Source organism: Actinoplanes sp. NPDC051851, assembly GCF_040681165.1.
Classification (GTDB): Bacteria; Actinomycetota; Actinomycetes; order Mycobacteriales; family Micromonosporaceae; genus Actinoplanes.
The window spans coordinates 1-14,305 of record NZ_JBFAYF010000040.1; the positions used below are offsets into that span (position 1 = coordinate 1).

A 14,305-nucleotide genomic window follows, 5' to 3' on the forward strand; every position below is an offset into this window, starting at 1 on the left:
GGCCGCGGGTGTCTTGGGGGCGCCCCTGGGGGGGCGGGGGGTTCACTCTTTATTGTTTCGTGTGCACCCGCAGCCCCTGAACCCGGCTGATCGTGCACATCCGCCGCCCGACCCGCGCCGTTCGGGTGCACCCACGGCCCGACCCGCGCCGTTCGGGTGCACCCACGGCCCGATCCGTGCTGTTCGTGTGTTCGCGTCGCCCGGTCCGCGCTGTTCGTGCCGCGCGTGGCCCCGGGTAACGGGTAACGGGTTTACGTGGTCCAGGTGGCGAGCACGGTGCCGGACTCGTCGACGACGATGATGGTGGCGCCCTGGCCGATGCCGACGCCGGCCGAGTGCTCGTACGGGATGTGCCACGTCGTCGCCGCGCCGGTGTGCAGGGTCATGCCGCCGGCCGGGGAGGAGCCGCCCTCGATCGGGCCGCTCTCGGTGCCGCCGGCGTAGCGGAGCCGGACCAGGGACGGGCCGAACTGCCAGGTGCCGCGCTGGACCCGGACCGACACGTCGATCACGTACGCCGGGTCGCCGGCCTCGTCCGCGGGTGACCAGCCGAGCGAGACGGTGACCTTCGCGGCGAGGTCCGGCGTGCGGATGTCCTGGGTACGGCCGAGGGGTGCCGCGCTCACCGAGACCGCGGGCAGCCCGGCACCGGGTGGGACCGCCCCCGAGCCGTCGAGGACGGTCACCCGGGCGGAGCCGTTCGACTCCAGGACGGGGGAGGAGGAGACCACGGGTGGCGCGGCCTCGGGGGACGGGTGGGCCGCCGGTTCGGTGGTGCCGCAACCGGCGGCCGTCACGGCCAGCATCCCGGCGATCAGGAGGGTGCCTCTGCGCATCCCTTCATGTGATCGGGCGCGGCCCCCGGACCGCAACACCTCGGGAGGAGGACGCCACAACCCGACAGCTCGGACGACGTGCCAACCTCCACCGTGACCGAGAAGGCCCGCCCGGGAGAGCGGCGCGGGCCCAGGGTCAAGCGGGGCCCGGGGTCAGGCGGGCTCAGGGTCAAACGGGCCCGGGGTGAAGCGGGACAGGGGTCAAGCGGGACAGGGGTCAGGCGGGACAGGGTCAAGCGGGGACGGAGGCGAGCATCGGGTGGATCAGGGCGGCGAACTCGTCGGGGCGTTCGATCTGGGGCATGTGGCCGGTGCGCGGGAACAGGTGGGACTGGGCGTGCGGGAACGCCGTACGGGCCGCGGTCAGGTGGTGGCTCGGGAGGATCGCGTCGCGGTCGCCCCAGACGATCATCGTGGGCTTGACGTGCGGGGTGACCGACGCGAGCAGTTCGGTGCGCCACGGGGCCGCGATGCCCCGGAATCCGCCGAGGGCCCTGGCGATCTCCAGGTAGACCGGGGCGAAGTCCGGCTGGCGGGCGATCCGGATGGCCATCTCGACGCGTTCCGGGGTGACCAGGGCGCGGTCGGCGAAGAGGGTGCGCTCGACCCGGGGCGCGGTGTGCCTGTCGATGTGCCGCAGCATCTGCTTCCCGAGGCCGGGCAGGGCGAGGATGCGCAGCGCCATCGTCACCTCCCGGCCGAACCCGGCGCTGTTCACCAGGGTCAGCGTGGCGACCCGGTCCGGTGCGGCGGCCAGCATGGTCATCGAGACGGCGCCGCCGAGCGAGTTGCCCATCAGGTGGACCGGGCGGGTCTCGCCGAGCGCGTCGAGCGTCGCCCAGACGGCGTCCGCCAGCACCGGGAGCGTGGTGGTCTCCGGCATCCGCCCGGAGAGCCCGAATCCCGGCATGTCGATACTGATCACCCGGTAATCGCTCTCGAAACGCGAGTGTTGCGGCGACCAGTCCTCCAGGCTGCGTCCGATGCCGTGCAGGAGCACCACCGGAGGCGCCGACGGATCGCCTGTTGAGTGGAGACGGATGCTCGTGGAGCGTACTTTGATGAAATTCATCGCGTGGCACTCGCCTTCTGCCTCCCGGCGGCCTTGACCGAGACGGACGTCAGTGTTCGCACGATGCGGGCGTGACCGACCGGCAGGAGCCGGGCGAGAAGGTCGGGCGCCTTGGCGCTGACCGCGATGAGCAGGCGGGCCCTGCGCTTCGCGACGGCCCCGAGGATCAGTTCCGCGGCCTTCTCCGGTGGGAAGCTGAGCAGCGCGGCGAAGAGCTTGCGGTTCGGTTCCACATCGCTTTCCGGTACGTTCGTCCCGACCAGGGCACTCTCGGCGATGCGGGTGCGGATGCCTCCGGGATGCACCGTGGTGACGCCGATGGCATCGTCCGCCAATTCGCCGCGCAACGCCTCGCTGAGTCCGCGGAGAGCGAATTTGCTCGCGCAGTAGGCGCTCTGCCCGGGCGGCGCGATCAGTCCGAAGAGGCTGGAGACGTTCACCAGGTGGCTGCCCGGCTCGGCCTTGAGCGCGGGCAGCAGGGCGTGGGTGAGCAGTAGCGGCGCCCGGAAGTTCACGTTCATGACCTTCTCGAACTGCTCGACGCCGACCTGGTCGAAGCGGCCGCCGAGCGCGATCCCGGCGTTGTTGATCAGCAGGCCGATCGCGGGATGCTCGGCGAGGACGCGGGTGGCGACGCCCTCGACCGCGGCCCGGTCGGCGAGATCGGCCACGATGGTCTCGACGGTGATCGCCGGGTGGGCGTGGCGGATCCGGGTGGCGACCGGCTGGAGGCGGTCCTCGTCGACGTCGATCAGGACGAGGTGCGCGCCGCGGTGGGCCAGGCCGTAGGCGAGTTGCTCGCCGATGCCGCTGGCCGCTCCGGTGAGCACGGCCGTACGACCGGCGAACCGGTAGGAGGGGAGACGGGACACGGGACCGCCCTTCAATGTCGGATCAGTGGAAATCCATGTCCTGGGTGACGTCGGCGCGCGGGGTGGAGACGACGTCGCGCAGGTAGTTCTGCCGCACCAGCCAGGGGTCGCGGACGCCCTGCCGGGGGAACCGGTCGAGCGCGCGCTGCACGTATCCCGAGGAGAGGTCGAGCAGCGGGCGGCCCTCTCCGTCCGGGCTCCGCGGCGTGGCGACGGTGACGCCGGTGCGCTCCATGTGGCCGAGCAGCTTGAGCACGTACCGGTGCGAGAGGTCGGCGCGCAGCGTCCAGGAGGCGTTGACGTAGCCGATGCAGTACGCCAGGTTCGGCACCCCGGAGAGCATCAGCCCCCGGTACGCGGCCCGGTCGGCGATCTTCACGTTCTCGCCGTCCATGCTGACCTCGATGCCGCCGCACGGCAGCAGCGACAGGCCGGTCGCCGAGACGACGATGTCGGCGTCCAGGGTCTCGCCGGACGCCAGCCGGATGCCCTCCGGGACGAACGTGTCGATGTGGTCGGTCACCACCGAGGCGTGCCCGTCCCGGATCGACTGGAAGAGATCACCGCCGGGGATCACGCAGAGCCGCTGGTCCCACGGGTCGTACCGGGGCTTGAAGTGCCGGTCGACGTACTCCTCGTCCTTCAGGAAACGCGTCGCGATCCCGCGCAGGACCCGGCGCACGACCCTCGGCCGGTGCCGGGCCAGCTGGTAGAAGAGCTGCGAGGCCAGCACGTTCTTGGCGCGGGCGACGCGGTTCGCCGCCCCGGGCGGCAGGAGCCGGCGGGCCAGGTCGGCGATCCCGTCGCGGTTCGGGAGCGGGAGGACGTACGTCGGGGAGCGCTGCAGCATGGTCACGTGCGCCGCGCTCTCGGCCATCGCCGGGACCAGGGTGACCGCCGTCGCGCCACTCCCGATGATCACCACCTTCTTGCCGGCGTAGTCGAGGTTCTCGGGCCAGAACTGGGGGTGGACCAGGCGGCCCCGGTAGTCGCCGAGTCCGGGGTAGTCGGGTTGGTAGCCCTCGGTGTAGCTGTAATAGCCGGTGCAGGCGTACAGGAAGCGGGCGGTGTAGGTGTCGCCTTTCTCGGTTTTCACCGTCCAATATCCGCTTTCGCTGGACCAGTCGGCGCTGGCGACCTTCGCGCCGAAGAAGATGTTCCGCGTTATGTCCGCCTCGGCGGCGGTGTCCTCGATGTACCGGCGGATCTTGGCGCCGGACGCCAGCGACTCCGGCTCGCGCCACGGGCGGAACGGGTAGCTGAGCGTGAACATGTCCGAGTCGGATCGCACGCCGGGGTAGCGGAACAGATCCCAGGTGCCGCCGATCGCGTCGCGCGCCTCGAGGATCGCGTACGTGTCCCCGGGGCGCTGCCGCTGGAGACGCCAGGCGGCGCCGATGCCGGAGAGCCCGGCGCCGATGATCAGGACGTCGACGTGGGTCACGAGTGCACTCCCTCGCTCGCGGGAAACCAGGGCGGGGTGCCGGCGCCGGTGATGCGGACGCCGCCCCAGGGGTCGGGGTCGCCGAGCTTGACCGGCGTCTCCGGGGAACCGGGGATGGTGATGGCCGCCTTGCGGAGGCCGTTGCCCACCCGTTCGCGCAGGTCGTCGATCGGGTTCGTGCGCCCGGCCCAGCGGAAGCGGCCCTCGATCGGTTCGAAATGAGCGGACATCCGCACCGTCACCTCGATGTCCTGGTCTGCTACCCGGAGGACCGCCGGTCCGCGGTACTCCTGCTCGTCAGTCGCCATGCATCGCCCACCCCTCCTGGAGACCCCCGGGGAGGTCGGCCGCGCGGGTGATCCCCGCGATGCCGCCCCAGAGGAACGTCGTCAGGTACTCGCCGAGCGCCTCGCGGCTGATCGGCTGCTGCTGGCGGAGCCACCAGTCGCCGACCGACTGGACGTAACCGACCACGCCGTACGCCCACGGCAACGAGGCACCGGAGTCCAGGCCACGGGCGCGCAGCCGATCGCCGAAGATCCGGGCCAGGCCGCTCGCCACGGTGCCCATCACGTCGGCGACCACGTCCCGGTGCCGGGTGATGTCGGGCTGGTGCACCACGAACCGGTACAGGTTGAGATCGCCCTCGATATGCGCCAGGTAGACGTCTATCGCGGCGGCGATCGCGGCCCGCTCCTCCCGGACCTCGGTGACCGCCGGGATCATCGCCTCCAGCACCATCGCCCCGGCCTGCTGCCCGACCGCGAGCCACAGCTCCGACTTGTCGGCGAAGTACCGGTACAGCACCGGCTTGCTCACCCCGGCGTGCGCGGCGATCGCCTCCATGCCGATCTCCGGCCCGTTCTGCCGGATCGCCTCTATGGCGGCCGCGGTGAGCTCCGCGCGGCGCTGCTCGCGATGGCCGTCCCATCGACCGCGGCGGCCGTCGGTGTTGACGGGGGGAGTGACCGAGTTCATAGTACTAGAAGTAACTGTTACCGCCGGTAACGTCAAGTACCAGGCCCTTCTCCTGGAGGTTCGCCATGACGACCGTCACGCCGTCGGACCGGGAACGCACGGCCACCCGGCTGCTGCGCTCCTCGGCCGAGCACTCCTACGACCCGGAGGTCGAGATCGACTGGGACGCCCCGTTCGTCGAGGGGAAGTACTTCGTCCCGCCGCACCGGTCCAGCCTCTACGGCACCGCGCTCTGGGAGCGCCTCTCCGAACAGCAGCGCATCGAGCTCACCAAGCACGAGGTGGCCAGCATCGCCGGCCTCGGCGTCTGGTTCGAGACGATCCTGATGCAGCTGCTGATCCGGGGTTACTTCAAGGAGGACCCCACCCAGGCCCATTCCCAGTACGCGCTGACCGAGATCGCCGACGAGTGCCGCCACTCGGTGATGTTCGGCCGGATGATCGCCCGTCTCGGCACCCCGGTCTACCGCCCCGACGGGATCAACCAGGCGCTCGGCACGTGGATCGCGCACACCGCCACCGGACCGCGGATGTACGCCGCCATCCTGATCGCCGAGGAGATCCTGGACACCCTGCAGCGCGAGGCGATGGCGAGCGAGGACGTCCAGCCGTTGGTCCGGATGGTCTCCCGGATCCACGTGGTCGAGGAGGCCCGGCACGTCCGGTACGCCCGCGAGGAGCTGGCCCGGCAGATCCGCGCGGCGGGGCGGGGGCGGCTCGCCTTCGACAAGGTGGTGATCGGGCGGGCGGCGTACCTGACCGGCCGCCGGCTGATCGATCCGCGCGTCTACCAGGCGGTCGGCATCTCCCCGGCCGAGGGGGTGCGCGCCGCCCGGGCGAACCCGCACCACCGGGAGACGATGCGCTGGGCCGGCGAGCGGGTGGTCGCGTTCCTGACCGAGCTGGACCTGATCGGCGGCCCCGGCGCCGCCCTGTGGAAGGCGTCCGGACTGCTGCCCCGCTGATCCCTCCCGGTCCGCGCTTTCCGCCTTCCCACCCGTCTACGCCTGCCGTCTCCTTCCCGGTCCGCGCCTGCCGTCTTCTCTCCGGTCTGCGCCTACCATTCATGATCATGGAAGAGCGGATCTACCGGCGTGGCGACCTGATCCAGGCCTACCTGGAGGCGCAGGACGGGTGGCGGAAGGGCTACCTGGTGGACGCCAGCGCCTACAACGACGCGCTGCACGCCCACCGCGAGTCGCTCCGCGACGGCCTGGAGCGGCTGTTCGAGATCCGGTTGACCCGGGAGGGACTGGCCGCGCACCGGTCGCTGTTCCTGCTCTTCGAGACGACCGTACGCTCGATGCTGGCGGTCTCCACGCCGTGGTCGGGCTTCCTCGACGCGGGGCCGCTCCTGCAGAGGCTGGAGGACGCGGGCGAGCCGGGTTCCCGGGTGCTCGAGGCGAGCAGCCGTCTCCAGCACCGCACCGGCGAACTCCGCGACGACCACCGGGACATCCTCGACGCCCTGCTCACGGTCTTCCTGGGCGACCGCGCCGGCTCGACGTTCACGGGTGCCGACCTGCGCGCCCTGGGCGTCGACGACAACCCGCCCGACATGCACGCCTACCCACTCCACGAGGACTGACCCGCCGCCGCCCGCCGCCCGCCGCCCGCCGCCCGCCGTCCGCCGTCCGCCGTCCGCCGTCCGCCGTCCGCCGCCCGCCGTCCGCCGTCCGCCGTCCGCCGCTTCGGCTCGCCGGGCGAGCCCGCGGCGTCGGCCCGGCTGGCGCTGGTGCACGTCATGAGGCGCGGATTCCCGGCGTGGACGCCAGCCGGGCCGGCGCGGCTGGTGGTGAGGGGTGTCTCGGGGGCTGGACACACCCCTCAGGGCCAGCCGGGAGCGTGGGCGTCAGGTCCTGGCTGGTGCTGGCGGGTGTCTCGGGGGCTGGACACACCTCTCAGGGCCAGCCGAGGGCGGGGGTGACGGAGGTCGCACGGGTGCGGGGAGGTTTCGGCTCGGTTGCCGGTGTGCGGGGGACGGGTGGGGGAGTACGGGCGGCCGGGAGGTGGAGAAGGCCGGGCTGACGGGGGATGGGCGCGGGGCCGCCGTACGGGTGAGATGGGCGCGCAACTTTCTCGCGTACGGGATGAGGGAACGATGGACGACGCACTGGTGGCCTACAACGCCGGGCGGGTGGACGGGGCTGCGGGGCACCGGGATCCGCAGATCGCGGAGGACCCGGAGGTGGGGGCGGACTACCGGGTCGGGCTGCTGGACGGGCGGATCGCGGCGTTTCATCTGATCAAGGAGCTGCGGGGGATCCTCGGGGTGACCGGGTCGCTCTACGAGAAGGAACACCCGGAAGACTGATCCTGGCTGGTCACAACGCCGATGGGCGGGGAAGTGACCCGGCGTTATCAGGGCGGAAACAAACCCGCGCCGGTTCCGAAATCAGGTCTTAGGACTCTTCTAGCGACAAGGATGGCGGTGCTAGGGGCCGGTGGCGGATGGAGTCGGGATGACCGAAGGGGCACTGGCCGGCTTCACCGTGGCGGTCACCGCGGAGCGGCGGCGGAGTGAGATGGCGGCGCTGCTGGAGCGGCGCGGGGCGCGGGTGGTCAGCGCGCCGGCCATCACGATCATCCCGCTGATCGACGACGAGGCGCTGCACGCGGCGACCAGCGCCTGCATCGGGCTGGAACCGCACCTGGTCGTGGCGACCACCGGGTTCGGGTTCCGCGGCTGGCTGGAGGCGGCCGAGGGCTGGGGTCTCGCGGACGCGCTGCGTACGGTGCTCAGCGGGGCGCGGATCGTGGCGCGCGGGCCGAAGCCGTGCGGGGCGATCCGCGCGGCCGGGCTGACCGAGGTGTGGGCGGCCAAGACCGAGTCCTCCGAGGAGGTGCTCCAGCGGCTGCTCGACGAGGGCGTCGCCGGGCTGCGGATCGTGGTGCAGGAGCACGGCGAGCCGCAGACCGCGTTCGTGAACGCGCTGCGCTCGGCCGGGGCGGCGGTCGTCGAGGTGCCGGTCTACCGCTGGGCGATGCCGCCGGACACCGCGCCGGTGAAACGCCTGATCGATCAGGTGGCGGCGGGGCAGATCGACGCGGTGACCTTCACCAGTGCGCCCGCGGTGAAGGCGTTCCTGGCCCTGGCGGAGGAGAAGGCGGCGGACATCGCGACCCCCTTCCGGAACGGTACGACCCTCGCGGCCTGCGTCGGGCCGGTGACCGCGGCGCCGCTGGCCGAGCGGGACATCCCGCTGGTGATGCCGGAGCGCTACCGCCTCGGCGCGCTGATCAAGACGGTCACCGACGAGCTTCCCCGCCGGGCGACGCGGCTCCGGGTCGCCGGTTCGGTGCTCGAGGTCCGCGGTCACGCCGTGCTGATCGACGACGTGCTCCACGGGCTGGCCCCGGCCGCGATGGCGATCCTGGCCTCGCTGGCGAAGCGCCCCGGCGCGGTGGTCTCCAAGGAGCAGCTGGCGGCGACCCTGCCCCGCGGCAACGACGGGCACGCGGTGGACGTCGCGGTGGCCCGGCTGCGGGCGGCGCTCGGTTCCGGCCGGCACATCGAGACGGTGATCAAGCGCGGCTACCGCCTGCGTGTGGATGAAGCAGCCTGACGAGTCCCGAAAAAGTATGTGAATGCGGAGCCTGATGCCTTGCCGGGCCGCGCCCTCAGTGACGCCCATGCCAGGAGGCAGACATGAACCCCACCCTGATCGCCGTCGCGCACGGCACCCGCTCCGCCGCCGGCCGTCGCCAGCTGCAGGACCTCGCCGCCGCGGTGGCCCGGCGCCGCCCCGGCCTGGACGTCCGGCTCTGCTACGTCGACGTGCAGGAGCCCAAGGTCGCCGACGTCGTGCCCACCCTCGGTGACGCCGTCGTGGTCCCGCTGCTGCTCTCGGCCGGCTACCACGTCCGGGTGGACATCGCGGAGGCGGTGGCCGGCACGGACATCCCGGTGACCGGCCCGCTCGGCCCGGACCCGGTGCTGCTGGAGAGCCTGACCCGGACGCTGCCCGCCGCGGACGCCGTGGTGCTGGCCGCGGCCGGCTCCTCGGACCCGGCGTGGCGGGCCGACGTGGAGGAGGTCGCGGGCCGCCTGAACGCCCGGATCGGCTACGTCTCCGGCAGCGGCCCCCGGGTGCCCGACGTCGTCGCGCAGCTGCGGCGGCAGGGGGCCCGGAAGATCGCGATCGGCGCGTACCTGCTGGCCGAGGGGCTGTTCTACCGCTCGCTGCACACGGCCGGCGCGGATCACGTGACCCCGCCGCTCTGCCACGACCCGGCCGTCGCCGACCTGGTGCTGCGCCGGTTCGACAGCGCGCGGCTCCTCACAACAGCGACCGCGGCGATGTAGGGAATTGCGAACAACAGCGTCACCGTAAGTGGTCGATGGGGTTAACCCCGGGCCGACAGAGTTCCCTCAGTGCCGGTGCAGGGCACGGTGAAGGGAGCTCCTGACATGTCACAGAGACTTGTCGTGATCGGCAACGGAATGGCCGGCGCCCGGACGGTCGAGGAGATCCTCGCCCGTGGCGGTGACTTCACAGTCACCATGTTCGGCGACGAGCCGTACGGCAACTACAACCGGATCATGCTCTCCAACCTCCTCGCCGGGGTGGAGACCGAGGAGGGCATCTTCCTCAACGATCTCGCGTGGTACGCGGAGAACGGCATCACGCTGAACGCCGGGGTGAAGGTCGAGCGGATCGACACCGCGGCGCGGACGGTCCACGACGACCGGGGCGGGGTCACCCCGTACGACCGGCTGATCATCGCGACCGGCAGCTACTCGTGGACGCCGCCGATGAAGAACGTGCACAACCCGAAGCGCGGCTACCACCAGGGCGTCTTCGCGTTCCGCACGCTCGACGACACCCGGCGGATGATCACGTACGCCCGCCGGGCCGAGCGGGCCGTGGTGATCGGCGGCGGCCTGCTCGGGCTGGAGGCGGCACGCGGCCTGCAGAACCACGTGGAGCACGTGACCCTGCTGCACGCGATGGGCCACCTGATGGAGCGGCAGCTCGACCCGAAGGCCGGGCAGATGCTGCAGGCCAGCGTCGAGAACAAGCTCGGCATCGACGTGATCACCAACGCGATGACCACCGAGATCCTCGGTAAGGAGAAGGTCACCGGGGTACGGCTGGCCGACGGCCGGGAGATCCCGTGCGACGTCGTGGTGATCGCCGCCGGCATCCGGCCGAACACCGAGATGGCGGCGGCGAGCGGCCTCCCGGTCGAGCGCGGCATCGTGGTCGACGACCAGATGCGGGTGCAGGGCCAGGAGGACGTCTACTCGGTCGGGGAGTGCGCCCAGCACCGCGGCTTCCTGTACGGCCTGGTCGCCCCGCTCTGGGAGCAGGCGAAGGTGCTCGCCGACCACATCACCGGGACCACCGCGGTCGCGTACACCGGATCGAAGCTCTCCACCAAGCTCAAGGTGGCCGGCATCGACGTGGCCTCGATGGGCCTGATCGCGCCGGAGCACGACGAGGACGAGGTGATCGTCTACAACGAGCCGCGCAAGGGCGTCTACAAGCAGCTGATCATCCGGGAGGACGTGCTGGTCGGCGCGGTCCTGGTCGGCGACAACAGCAAGGCGGCCTCGCTGATCCAGCACTTCGAGCGGGGCAGCACGCTCCCCGAGGAGCGCTCCGAGCTGATCTTCGACATCGGCGGCCCGGCCGGCGAGGTGTCGCCCGCCGAGATGCCCGACGACGCCCAGGTCTGCAACTGCAACGGGGTCAGCAAGGGCACCATCTGCGGCGTGGTCGCGGGCGGCTGCGGCACGGTCAGCGGGGTGATGGACCGGACCCGCGCGGGCAAGGGCTGCGGCACCTGCAAGCCCCTCGTGCAGCGGATCGTCGAGTGGGCGAACGGCGGCGCCGCGGAGGAGGATCCCGCCGCCTCCTGGTACGTCCCGGGTGTCCCGATGCCCAAGCCCGAGCTGATGGCGGCGGTCCGCCGGCACGAGCTGAAGAGCGTGTCGTCGGTCTTCGCCATGCTGACCCCGGGCCAGAAGCCGGACGCGAAGAGCAAGATGGGCCTGGCCAGCCTGCTCAAGATGATGTGGGGCGCCGAGTACGAGGACGAGCGGGACGCCCGGTTCATCAACGACCGGGTGCACGCCAACATCCAGCGCGACGGCACGTTCTCGGTGGTACCGCAGATGAAGGGCGGCGTCACCACCCCGGCCCAGCTCCGCAAGATCGCCGACGTGGCGGAGAAGTACGACGTCCCGATGGTGAAGCTCACCGGCGGCCAGCGGATCGACCTGCTCGGCGTGCCGAAGGAGCAGCTCCCGGCGATGTGGGCGGACCTGGACATGCCCTCCGGTTACGCGTACGCGAAGAGCTTCCGGACCGTCAAGACCTGCGTCGGGTCGGACTTCTGCCGGTTCGGGGTGGGCGACTCCACCGCGCTCGGCATCGCCCTGGAGGAGCGTTACCAGGGACTGGAGGGCCCCGGCAAGATGAAGCTCGCGGTCACCGGGTGCCCGCGGAACTGCGCCGAGGCGTACGTCAAGGACCTGGGTGTCGTCGCGATCGACGGCGGGAAGTGGGAGATCTACGTCGGCGGCGCGGCCGGCGCCCACATCCGCAAGGGCGACCTGCTCACCACGGTGGAGACGGCCGAGGAGGTCATCCGGCTGACCGGGCGTTTCCTGCAGTACTACCGCGAGAACGCGAACTGGCTGGAGCGGACCTACTCGTTCGTGCCGCGGATCGGCGTCGACCGGATCCGGGAGATCGTCGTGGAGGACTCCGACGGCATCGCCGCCGCCCTCGACGCGGCCGTCGAGGAGGCCGTGCAGGCCTACAAGGACCCCTGGAAGGAGCGTGCCGAACCGGTCACGCCCGGCCAGTTCCGCACCTCCCTCCCCCTGACCGTCCTCCCCCAGGTTCCGGTGCGCTCATGACCATCACCCCGATCGAAGAGACCGTCCTCGGTCTCGTCTCCGAGATCCCGTCCGGCGAGGGACGCACCTACGCCGTGAACGGGGAGATGATCGCCGTCTTCCGCCTCCGGGACGGCTCCCTGCGTGCGGTCTCCGCCGTCTGCCCCCACAAGGGCGGCCCGCTCGCCGACGGCCAGATCGACGACGACGTCGTTCTGTGCCCGCTGCACCTCAACGCGTGGAACCTCGCCACCGGGTGTTCCCAGTCCGGCCAGCCCCCGATCAACGTCTACCCGGTGCGGGAAGACGCGGGTCGCATCCTTCTGGGAGAGTGACATGACCGCTACCGCTGTTGCCGTGGACCGCCCGTCGTCGAAGACCCTCGGCGGCCACTGGATCGACGACTGGAATCCCGAGGACCCCACGTTCTGGGCGAACGGGGGCGCGAGGATCGCCAAGCGCAACCTGATCTTCTCGATCTTCTCCGAGCACATCGGCTTCTCGGTGTGGTCGCTCTGGTCGGTGATGGTGCTCTTCCTGGGCCCGGCGTACGGCTTCGACCCGGCCCAGAAGTTCCTGCTCACCGCGGTGCCCACGCTGGTCGGGGCGGGTCTGCGGATCCCGTACACCTTCGCGGTGGCCCGGTTCGGCGGCCGCAACTGGACGATCGTCAGCGCCTCGCTGCTGCTCATCCCGTCGATCCTGATCGCGCTGCTGGTCGAGCCGGGCGTCTCGTTCACCACGCTGCTGATCCTGGCGGCGACCGCGGGCGTCGGCGGCGGCAACTTCGCCTCGTCGATGGCGAACATCAACGCCTTCTTCCCGAACCGGTACAAGGGCTGGGCACTCGGCATCAACGCCGGCGGCGGCAACATCGGCGTGGCGGCGGTGCAGCTGGTCGGCCTCTTCACCCTGGCGGTCTTCGGCGCCGGGCACCCGGGGATCGTGGCCGGCATCTACATCCCGCTGATCGTGCTCGCCACCCTCGGCTCGGCGGTCTGGATGGACAACCTCTCCCAGGCCCGCAACGAGAAGCGCGGCATGCGGGACGCCGTCAAGGAGGGGCACACCTGGGTGATGTCGCTGCTCTACATCGGCACGTTCGGCTCGTTCATCGGCTTCGGGTTCGCGTTCGGCCAGGTGCTGCAGGTGCAGTTCGCCACCCAGTTCGACACCCCGATCAAGGCCGCGTACCTGACCTTCCTCGGCCCGCTGCTCGGCTCGCTGATCCGGCCGGTCGGCGGGGCGCTCGCCGACCGGCTCGGCGGGGCGCGGGTCACCTTCGTCAACTTCATCGCGATGGCGGTGGGCGCGTCGATCGTGCTGATCGCGGCGCAGCAGAGGTCGCTGCCGCTCTACATCGCCGGCTTCATCACGCTCTTCGTGCTCAGCGGGCTCGGCAACGGCTCGACGTACAAGATGATCCCGGCGATCTTCAAGGCGAAGTACGCGGACGACGAGCACCAGGCGCGGCGGATCTCCGGCGCGGTGATCGGCATCGCCGGTGCGATCGGTGCGGTCGGCGGGGTGCTGGTCAACCTGGCCTTCCGGCAGTCGTTCCTGGCGACGAAGGAGGCCGATGCGGCGTACCTGGCCTTCATCGGCTTCTACGCCCTCTGTGTGCTCGTGACCTGGGCGGTCTACCTCCGGCCGGGCGTCCGGAAGACCATCGCGGTCTGACCCCCCATCCAGTACGTGTCCCTCCCATGATCGACGTACTATCGCCCCTAGGATCACTTTTGTCCGATTAAAACCGATTTTTTCGGAAAAGGTGGTTCCATGAGCAGGGTGATCCGCGCGGCCGTGATGACGGGACTGGCGGCCGCCGCCGGTCTCGCCATCACGGCGGGCCCGGCGGCCGCGGCTCCGGCCGGTGACGCGTCCGGTGCCGCCGGCGACCGGTCCGACGCCGGCCTCGGCTGGTACAACCCGCAGGTCGCGGGCTTCTACAACACCTCGGCGCAGTGCCGCCGGGTCGGCACCAACGGCAATCAGCGGTACTGGTACAGCTACCAGTGCGCGCCGGTCCGCGCCGGGCTCCGGGCGGGCAGCTACGTCCTCAACGTCTACCCGCGCGGCTGGGCGAGCTGGAGCGGCTCCGGCAGTCTCGGCTACCGGCCGGGCCTCGGCGTGATCGGTTCCGGTCTGCTGGCGAGTGGCTACCTGACGAGCAGCTACTACGGCGGCTACGCCGCGAGCTTCGCCGCGGCCTTCTCCGGCGCCGGCCGCTCGTACTACTACTGGTACTGATCC

At 71.1% G+C, this 14,305-nt stretch carries 16 protein-coding genes; 9 read left to right on the forward strand and 7 right to left on the reverse strand.

Features of this window, described 5'->3' with window-relative positions:
• Nucleotides 1-251: 251 nt before the first annotated feature.
• From AB0M08_RS31230 to AB0M08_RS31255, 6 genes are all read right to left on the reverse strand, one after another.
• On the reverse strand, nt 252-836 hold the full coding sequence (locus tag AB0M08_RS31230; RefSeq protein WP_364500945.1) for a hypothetical protein: 585 nt from the start codon (nt 834-836) through the stop codon (nt 252-254).
• A gap of 232 nt (nt 837-1,068) precedes the next feature.
• Nucleotides 1,069-1,908, reverse strand: coding sequence for an alpha/beta fold hydrolase (locus AB0M08_RS31235; RefSeq protein ID WP_364500948.1), 840 nt, complete (start codon nt 1,906-1,908; stop codon nt 1,069-1,071).
• Nucleotides 1,905-2,780, reverse strand: a complete 876-nt coding sequence (locus AB0M08_RS31240) for an SDR family NAD(P)-dependent oxidoreductase (protein ID WP_364500951.1) — start codon at nt 2,778-2,780, stop codon at nt 1,905-1,907. Before AB0M08_RS31240 ends, AB0M08_RS31235 begins: the two co-directional genes overlap by 4 nt.
• A gap of 22 nt (nt 2,781-2,802) precedes the next feature.
• Nucleotides 2,803-4,224, reverse strand: a complete 1,422-nt coding sequence (locus AB0M08_RS31245; protein WP_364500954.1) for an NAD(P)/FAD-dependent oxidoreductase — start codon at nt 4,222-4,224, stop codon at nt 2,803-2,805.
• Nucleotides 4,221-4,532: a DUF4873 domain-containing protein gene (locus AB0M08_RS31250; protein ID WP_364500957.1), complete on the reverse strand. Its 312-nt coding sequence runs from the start codon at nt 4,530-4,532 to the stop codon at nt 4,221-4,223. The genes AB0M08_RS31245 and AB0M08_RS31250 overlap by 4 nt, the downstream gene beginning before the upstream one ends.
• Nucleotides 4,522-5,202, reverse strand: coding sequence for a TetR/AcrR family transcriptional regulator (locus AB0M08_RS31255; protein ID WP_364500959.1), 681 nt, complete (start codon nt 5,200-5,202; stop codon nt 4,522-4,524). Before AB0M08_RS31255 ends, AB0M08_RS31250 begins: the two co-directional genes overlap by 11 nt.
• Before the next feature lie 65 nt (nt 5,203-5,267).
• Here AB0M08_RS31255 and AB0M08_RS31260 point away from each other — a divergent pair, with 65 nt between their 5' ends.
• Both AB0M08_RS31260 and AB0M08_RS31265 read left to right on the forward strand, forming a co-directional pair.
• The gene (locus tag AB0M08_RS31260; protein WP_364500961.1) at nt 5,268-6,167 is read left to right on the forward strand and encodes a diiron oxygenase; all 900 of its coding nucleotides are present in this window, start codon (nt 5,268-5,270) and stop codon (nt 6,165-6,167) included.
• Nucleotides 6,168-6,274: 107 nt separating this feature from the next.
• Nucleotides 6,275-6,790 carry a hypothetical protein gene (locus AB0M08_RS31265; protein ID WP_364500963.1) on the forward strand — a complete coding sequence of 172 codons (516 nt, stop codon included), beginning with the start codon at nt 6,275-6,277 and terminating at the stop codon, nt 6,788-6,790.
• Here AB0M08_RS31265 and AB0M08_RS31270 read toward each other — a convergent pair.
• Nucleotides 6,769-6,948 carry a hypothetical protein gene (locus AB0M08_RS31270; RefSeq protein WP_364500966.1) on the reverse strand — a complete coding sequence of 60 codons (180 nt, stop codon included), beginning with the start codon at nt 6,946-6,948 and terminating at the stop codon, nt 6,769-6,771. The genes AB0M08_RS31265 and AB0M08_RS31270 overlap by 22 nt on opposite strands.
• Nucleotides 6,949-7,303: 355 nt before the next feature.
• Here AB0M08_RS31270 and AB0M08_RS31275 point away from each other — a divergent pair, with 355 nt between their 5' ends.
• The 7 genes from AB0M08_RS31275 to AB0M08_RS31305 all read left to right on the forward strand — a co-directional run bounded on the left by AB0M08_RS31275 (nt 7,304) and on the right by AB0M08_RS31305 (nt 14,302).
• Nucleotides 7,304-7,516: a hypothetical protein gene (locus AB0M08_RS31275; RefSeq protein ID WP_364500969.1), complete on the forward strand. Its 213-nt coding sequence runs from the start codon at nt 7,304-7,306 to the stop codon at nt 7,514-7,516.
• A gap of 148 nt (nt 7,517-7,664) precedes the next feature.
• Nucleotides 7,665-8,768 (forward strand): uroporphyrinogen-III synthase, encoded by a 1,104-nt coding sequence (locus tag AB0M08_RS31280; RefSeq protein ID WP_364500971.1) that lies wholly within the window; start codon nt 7,665-7,667, stop codon nt 8,766-8,768.
• 83 nt (nt 8,769-8,851) lie between these two features.
• The gene (locus AB0M08_RS31285; protein WP_364500973.1) at nt 8,852-9,508 is read left to right on the forward strand and encodes a CbiX/SirB N-terminal domain-containing protein; all 657 of its coding nucleotides are present in this window, start codon (nt 8,852-8,854) and stop codon (nt 9,506-9,508) included.
• Between the two features lie 105 nt (nt 9,509-9,613).
• Nucleotides 9,614-12,073, forward strand: a complete 2,460-nt coding sequence (nirB, locus tag AB0M08_RS31290) for a nitrite reductase large subunit NirB (RefSeq protein ID WP_364500976.1) — start codon at nt 9,614-9,616, stop codon at nt 12,071-12,073.
• A complete protein-coding gene (locus AB0M08_RS31295) occupies nt 12,070-12,387 on the forward strand; it encodes a Rieske 2Fe-2S domain-containing protein (RefSeq protein WP_364500978.1) in 318 nt (105 codons plus the stop codon). Before nirB ends, AB0M08_RS31295 begins: the two co-directional genes overlap by 4 nt.
• 1 nt (nt 12,388) lies before the next feature.
• Nucleotides 12,389-13,732, forward strand: coding sequence for a nitrate/nitrite transporter (locus AB0M08_RS31300; RefSeq protein WP_364500981.1), 1,344 nt, complete (start codon nt 12,389-12,391; stop codon nt 13,730-13,732).
• A 99-nt stretch (nt 13,733-13,831) separates the two neighbouring features.
• Complete coding sequence (locus tag AB0M08_RS31305) at nt 13,832-14,302, forward strand: hypothetical protein (protein ID WP_364500984.1); 471 nt, start codon at nt 13,832-13,834, stop codon at nt 14,300-14,302.
• Nucleotides 14,303-14,305 lie beyond the last annotated feature (3 nt).

What these genes read in the sequence shown, in the direction of transcription:
- AB0M08_RS31230 (WP_364500945.1), bottom strand. Translation starts at nt 836, where the DNA reads ATGCGCAGAGGCACCCTCCTGATCGCCGGGATGCTGGCCGTGACGGCC.
- AB0M08_RS31235 (WP_364500948.1), bottom strand. Translation starts at nt 1,908, where the DNA reads ATGAATTTCATCAAAGTACGCTCCACGAGCATCCGTCTCCACTCAACA.
- AB0M08_RS31250 (WP_364500957.1), bottom strand. Translation starts at nt 4,532, where the DNA reads ATGGCGACTGACGAGCAGGAGTACCGCGGACCGGCGGTCCTCCGGGTA.
- AB0M08_RS31255 (WP_364500959.1), bottom strand. Translation starts at nt 5,202, where the DNA reads ATGAACTCGGTCACTCCCCCCGTCAACACCGACGGCCGCCGCGGTCGA.
- AB0M08_RS31260 (WP_364500961.1), top strand. Translation starts at nt 5,268, where the DNA reads ATGACGACCGTCACGCCGTCGGACCGGGAACGCACGGCCACCCGGCTG.
- AB0M08_RS31265 (WP_364500963.1), top strand. Translation starts at nt 6,275, where the DNA reads ATGGAAGAGCGGATCTACCGGCGTGGCGACCTGATCCAGGCCTACCTG.
- AB0M08_RS31270 (WP_364500966.1), bottom strand. Translation starts at nt 6,948, where the DNA reads ATGACGTGCACCAGCGCCAGCCGGGCCGACGCCGCGGGCTCGCCCGGC.
- AB0M08_RS31275 (WP_364500969.1), top strand. Translation starts at nt 7,304, where the DNA reads ATGGACGACGCACTGGTGGCCTACAACGCCGGGCGGGTGGACGGGGCT.
- AB0M08_RS31280 (WP_364500971.1), top strand. Translation starts at nt 7,665, where the DNA reads ATGACCGAAGGGGCACTGGCCGGCTTCACCGTGGCGGTCACCGCGGAG.
- AB0M08_RS31285 (WP_364500973.1), top strand. Translation starts at nt 8,852, where the DNA reads ATGAACCCCACCCTGATCGCCGTCGCGCACGGCACCCGCTCCGCCGCC.
- nirB (WP_364500976.1), top strand. Translation starts at nt 9,614, where the DNA reads ATGTCACAGAGACTTGTCGTGATCGGCAACGGAATGGCCGGCGCCCGG.
- AB0M08_RS31295 (WP_364500978.1), top strand. Translation starts at nt 12,070, where the DNA reads ATGACCATCACCCCGATCGAAGAGACCGTCCTCGGTCTCGTCTCCGAG.
- AB0M08_RS31300 (WP_364500981.1), top strand. Translation starts at nt 12,389, where the DNA reads ATGACCGCTACCGCTGTTGCCGTGGACCGCCCGTCGTCGAAGACCCTC.
- AB0M08_RS31305 (WP_364500984.1), top strand. Translation starts at nt 13,832, where the DNA reads ATGAGCAGGGTGATCCGCGCGGCCGTGATGACGGGACTGGCGGCCGCC.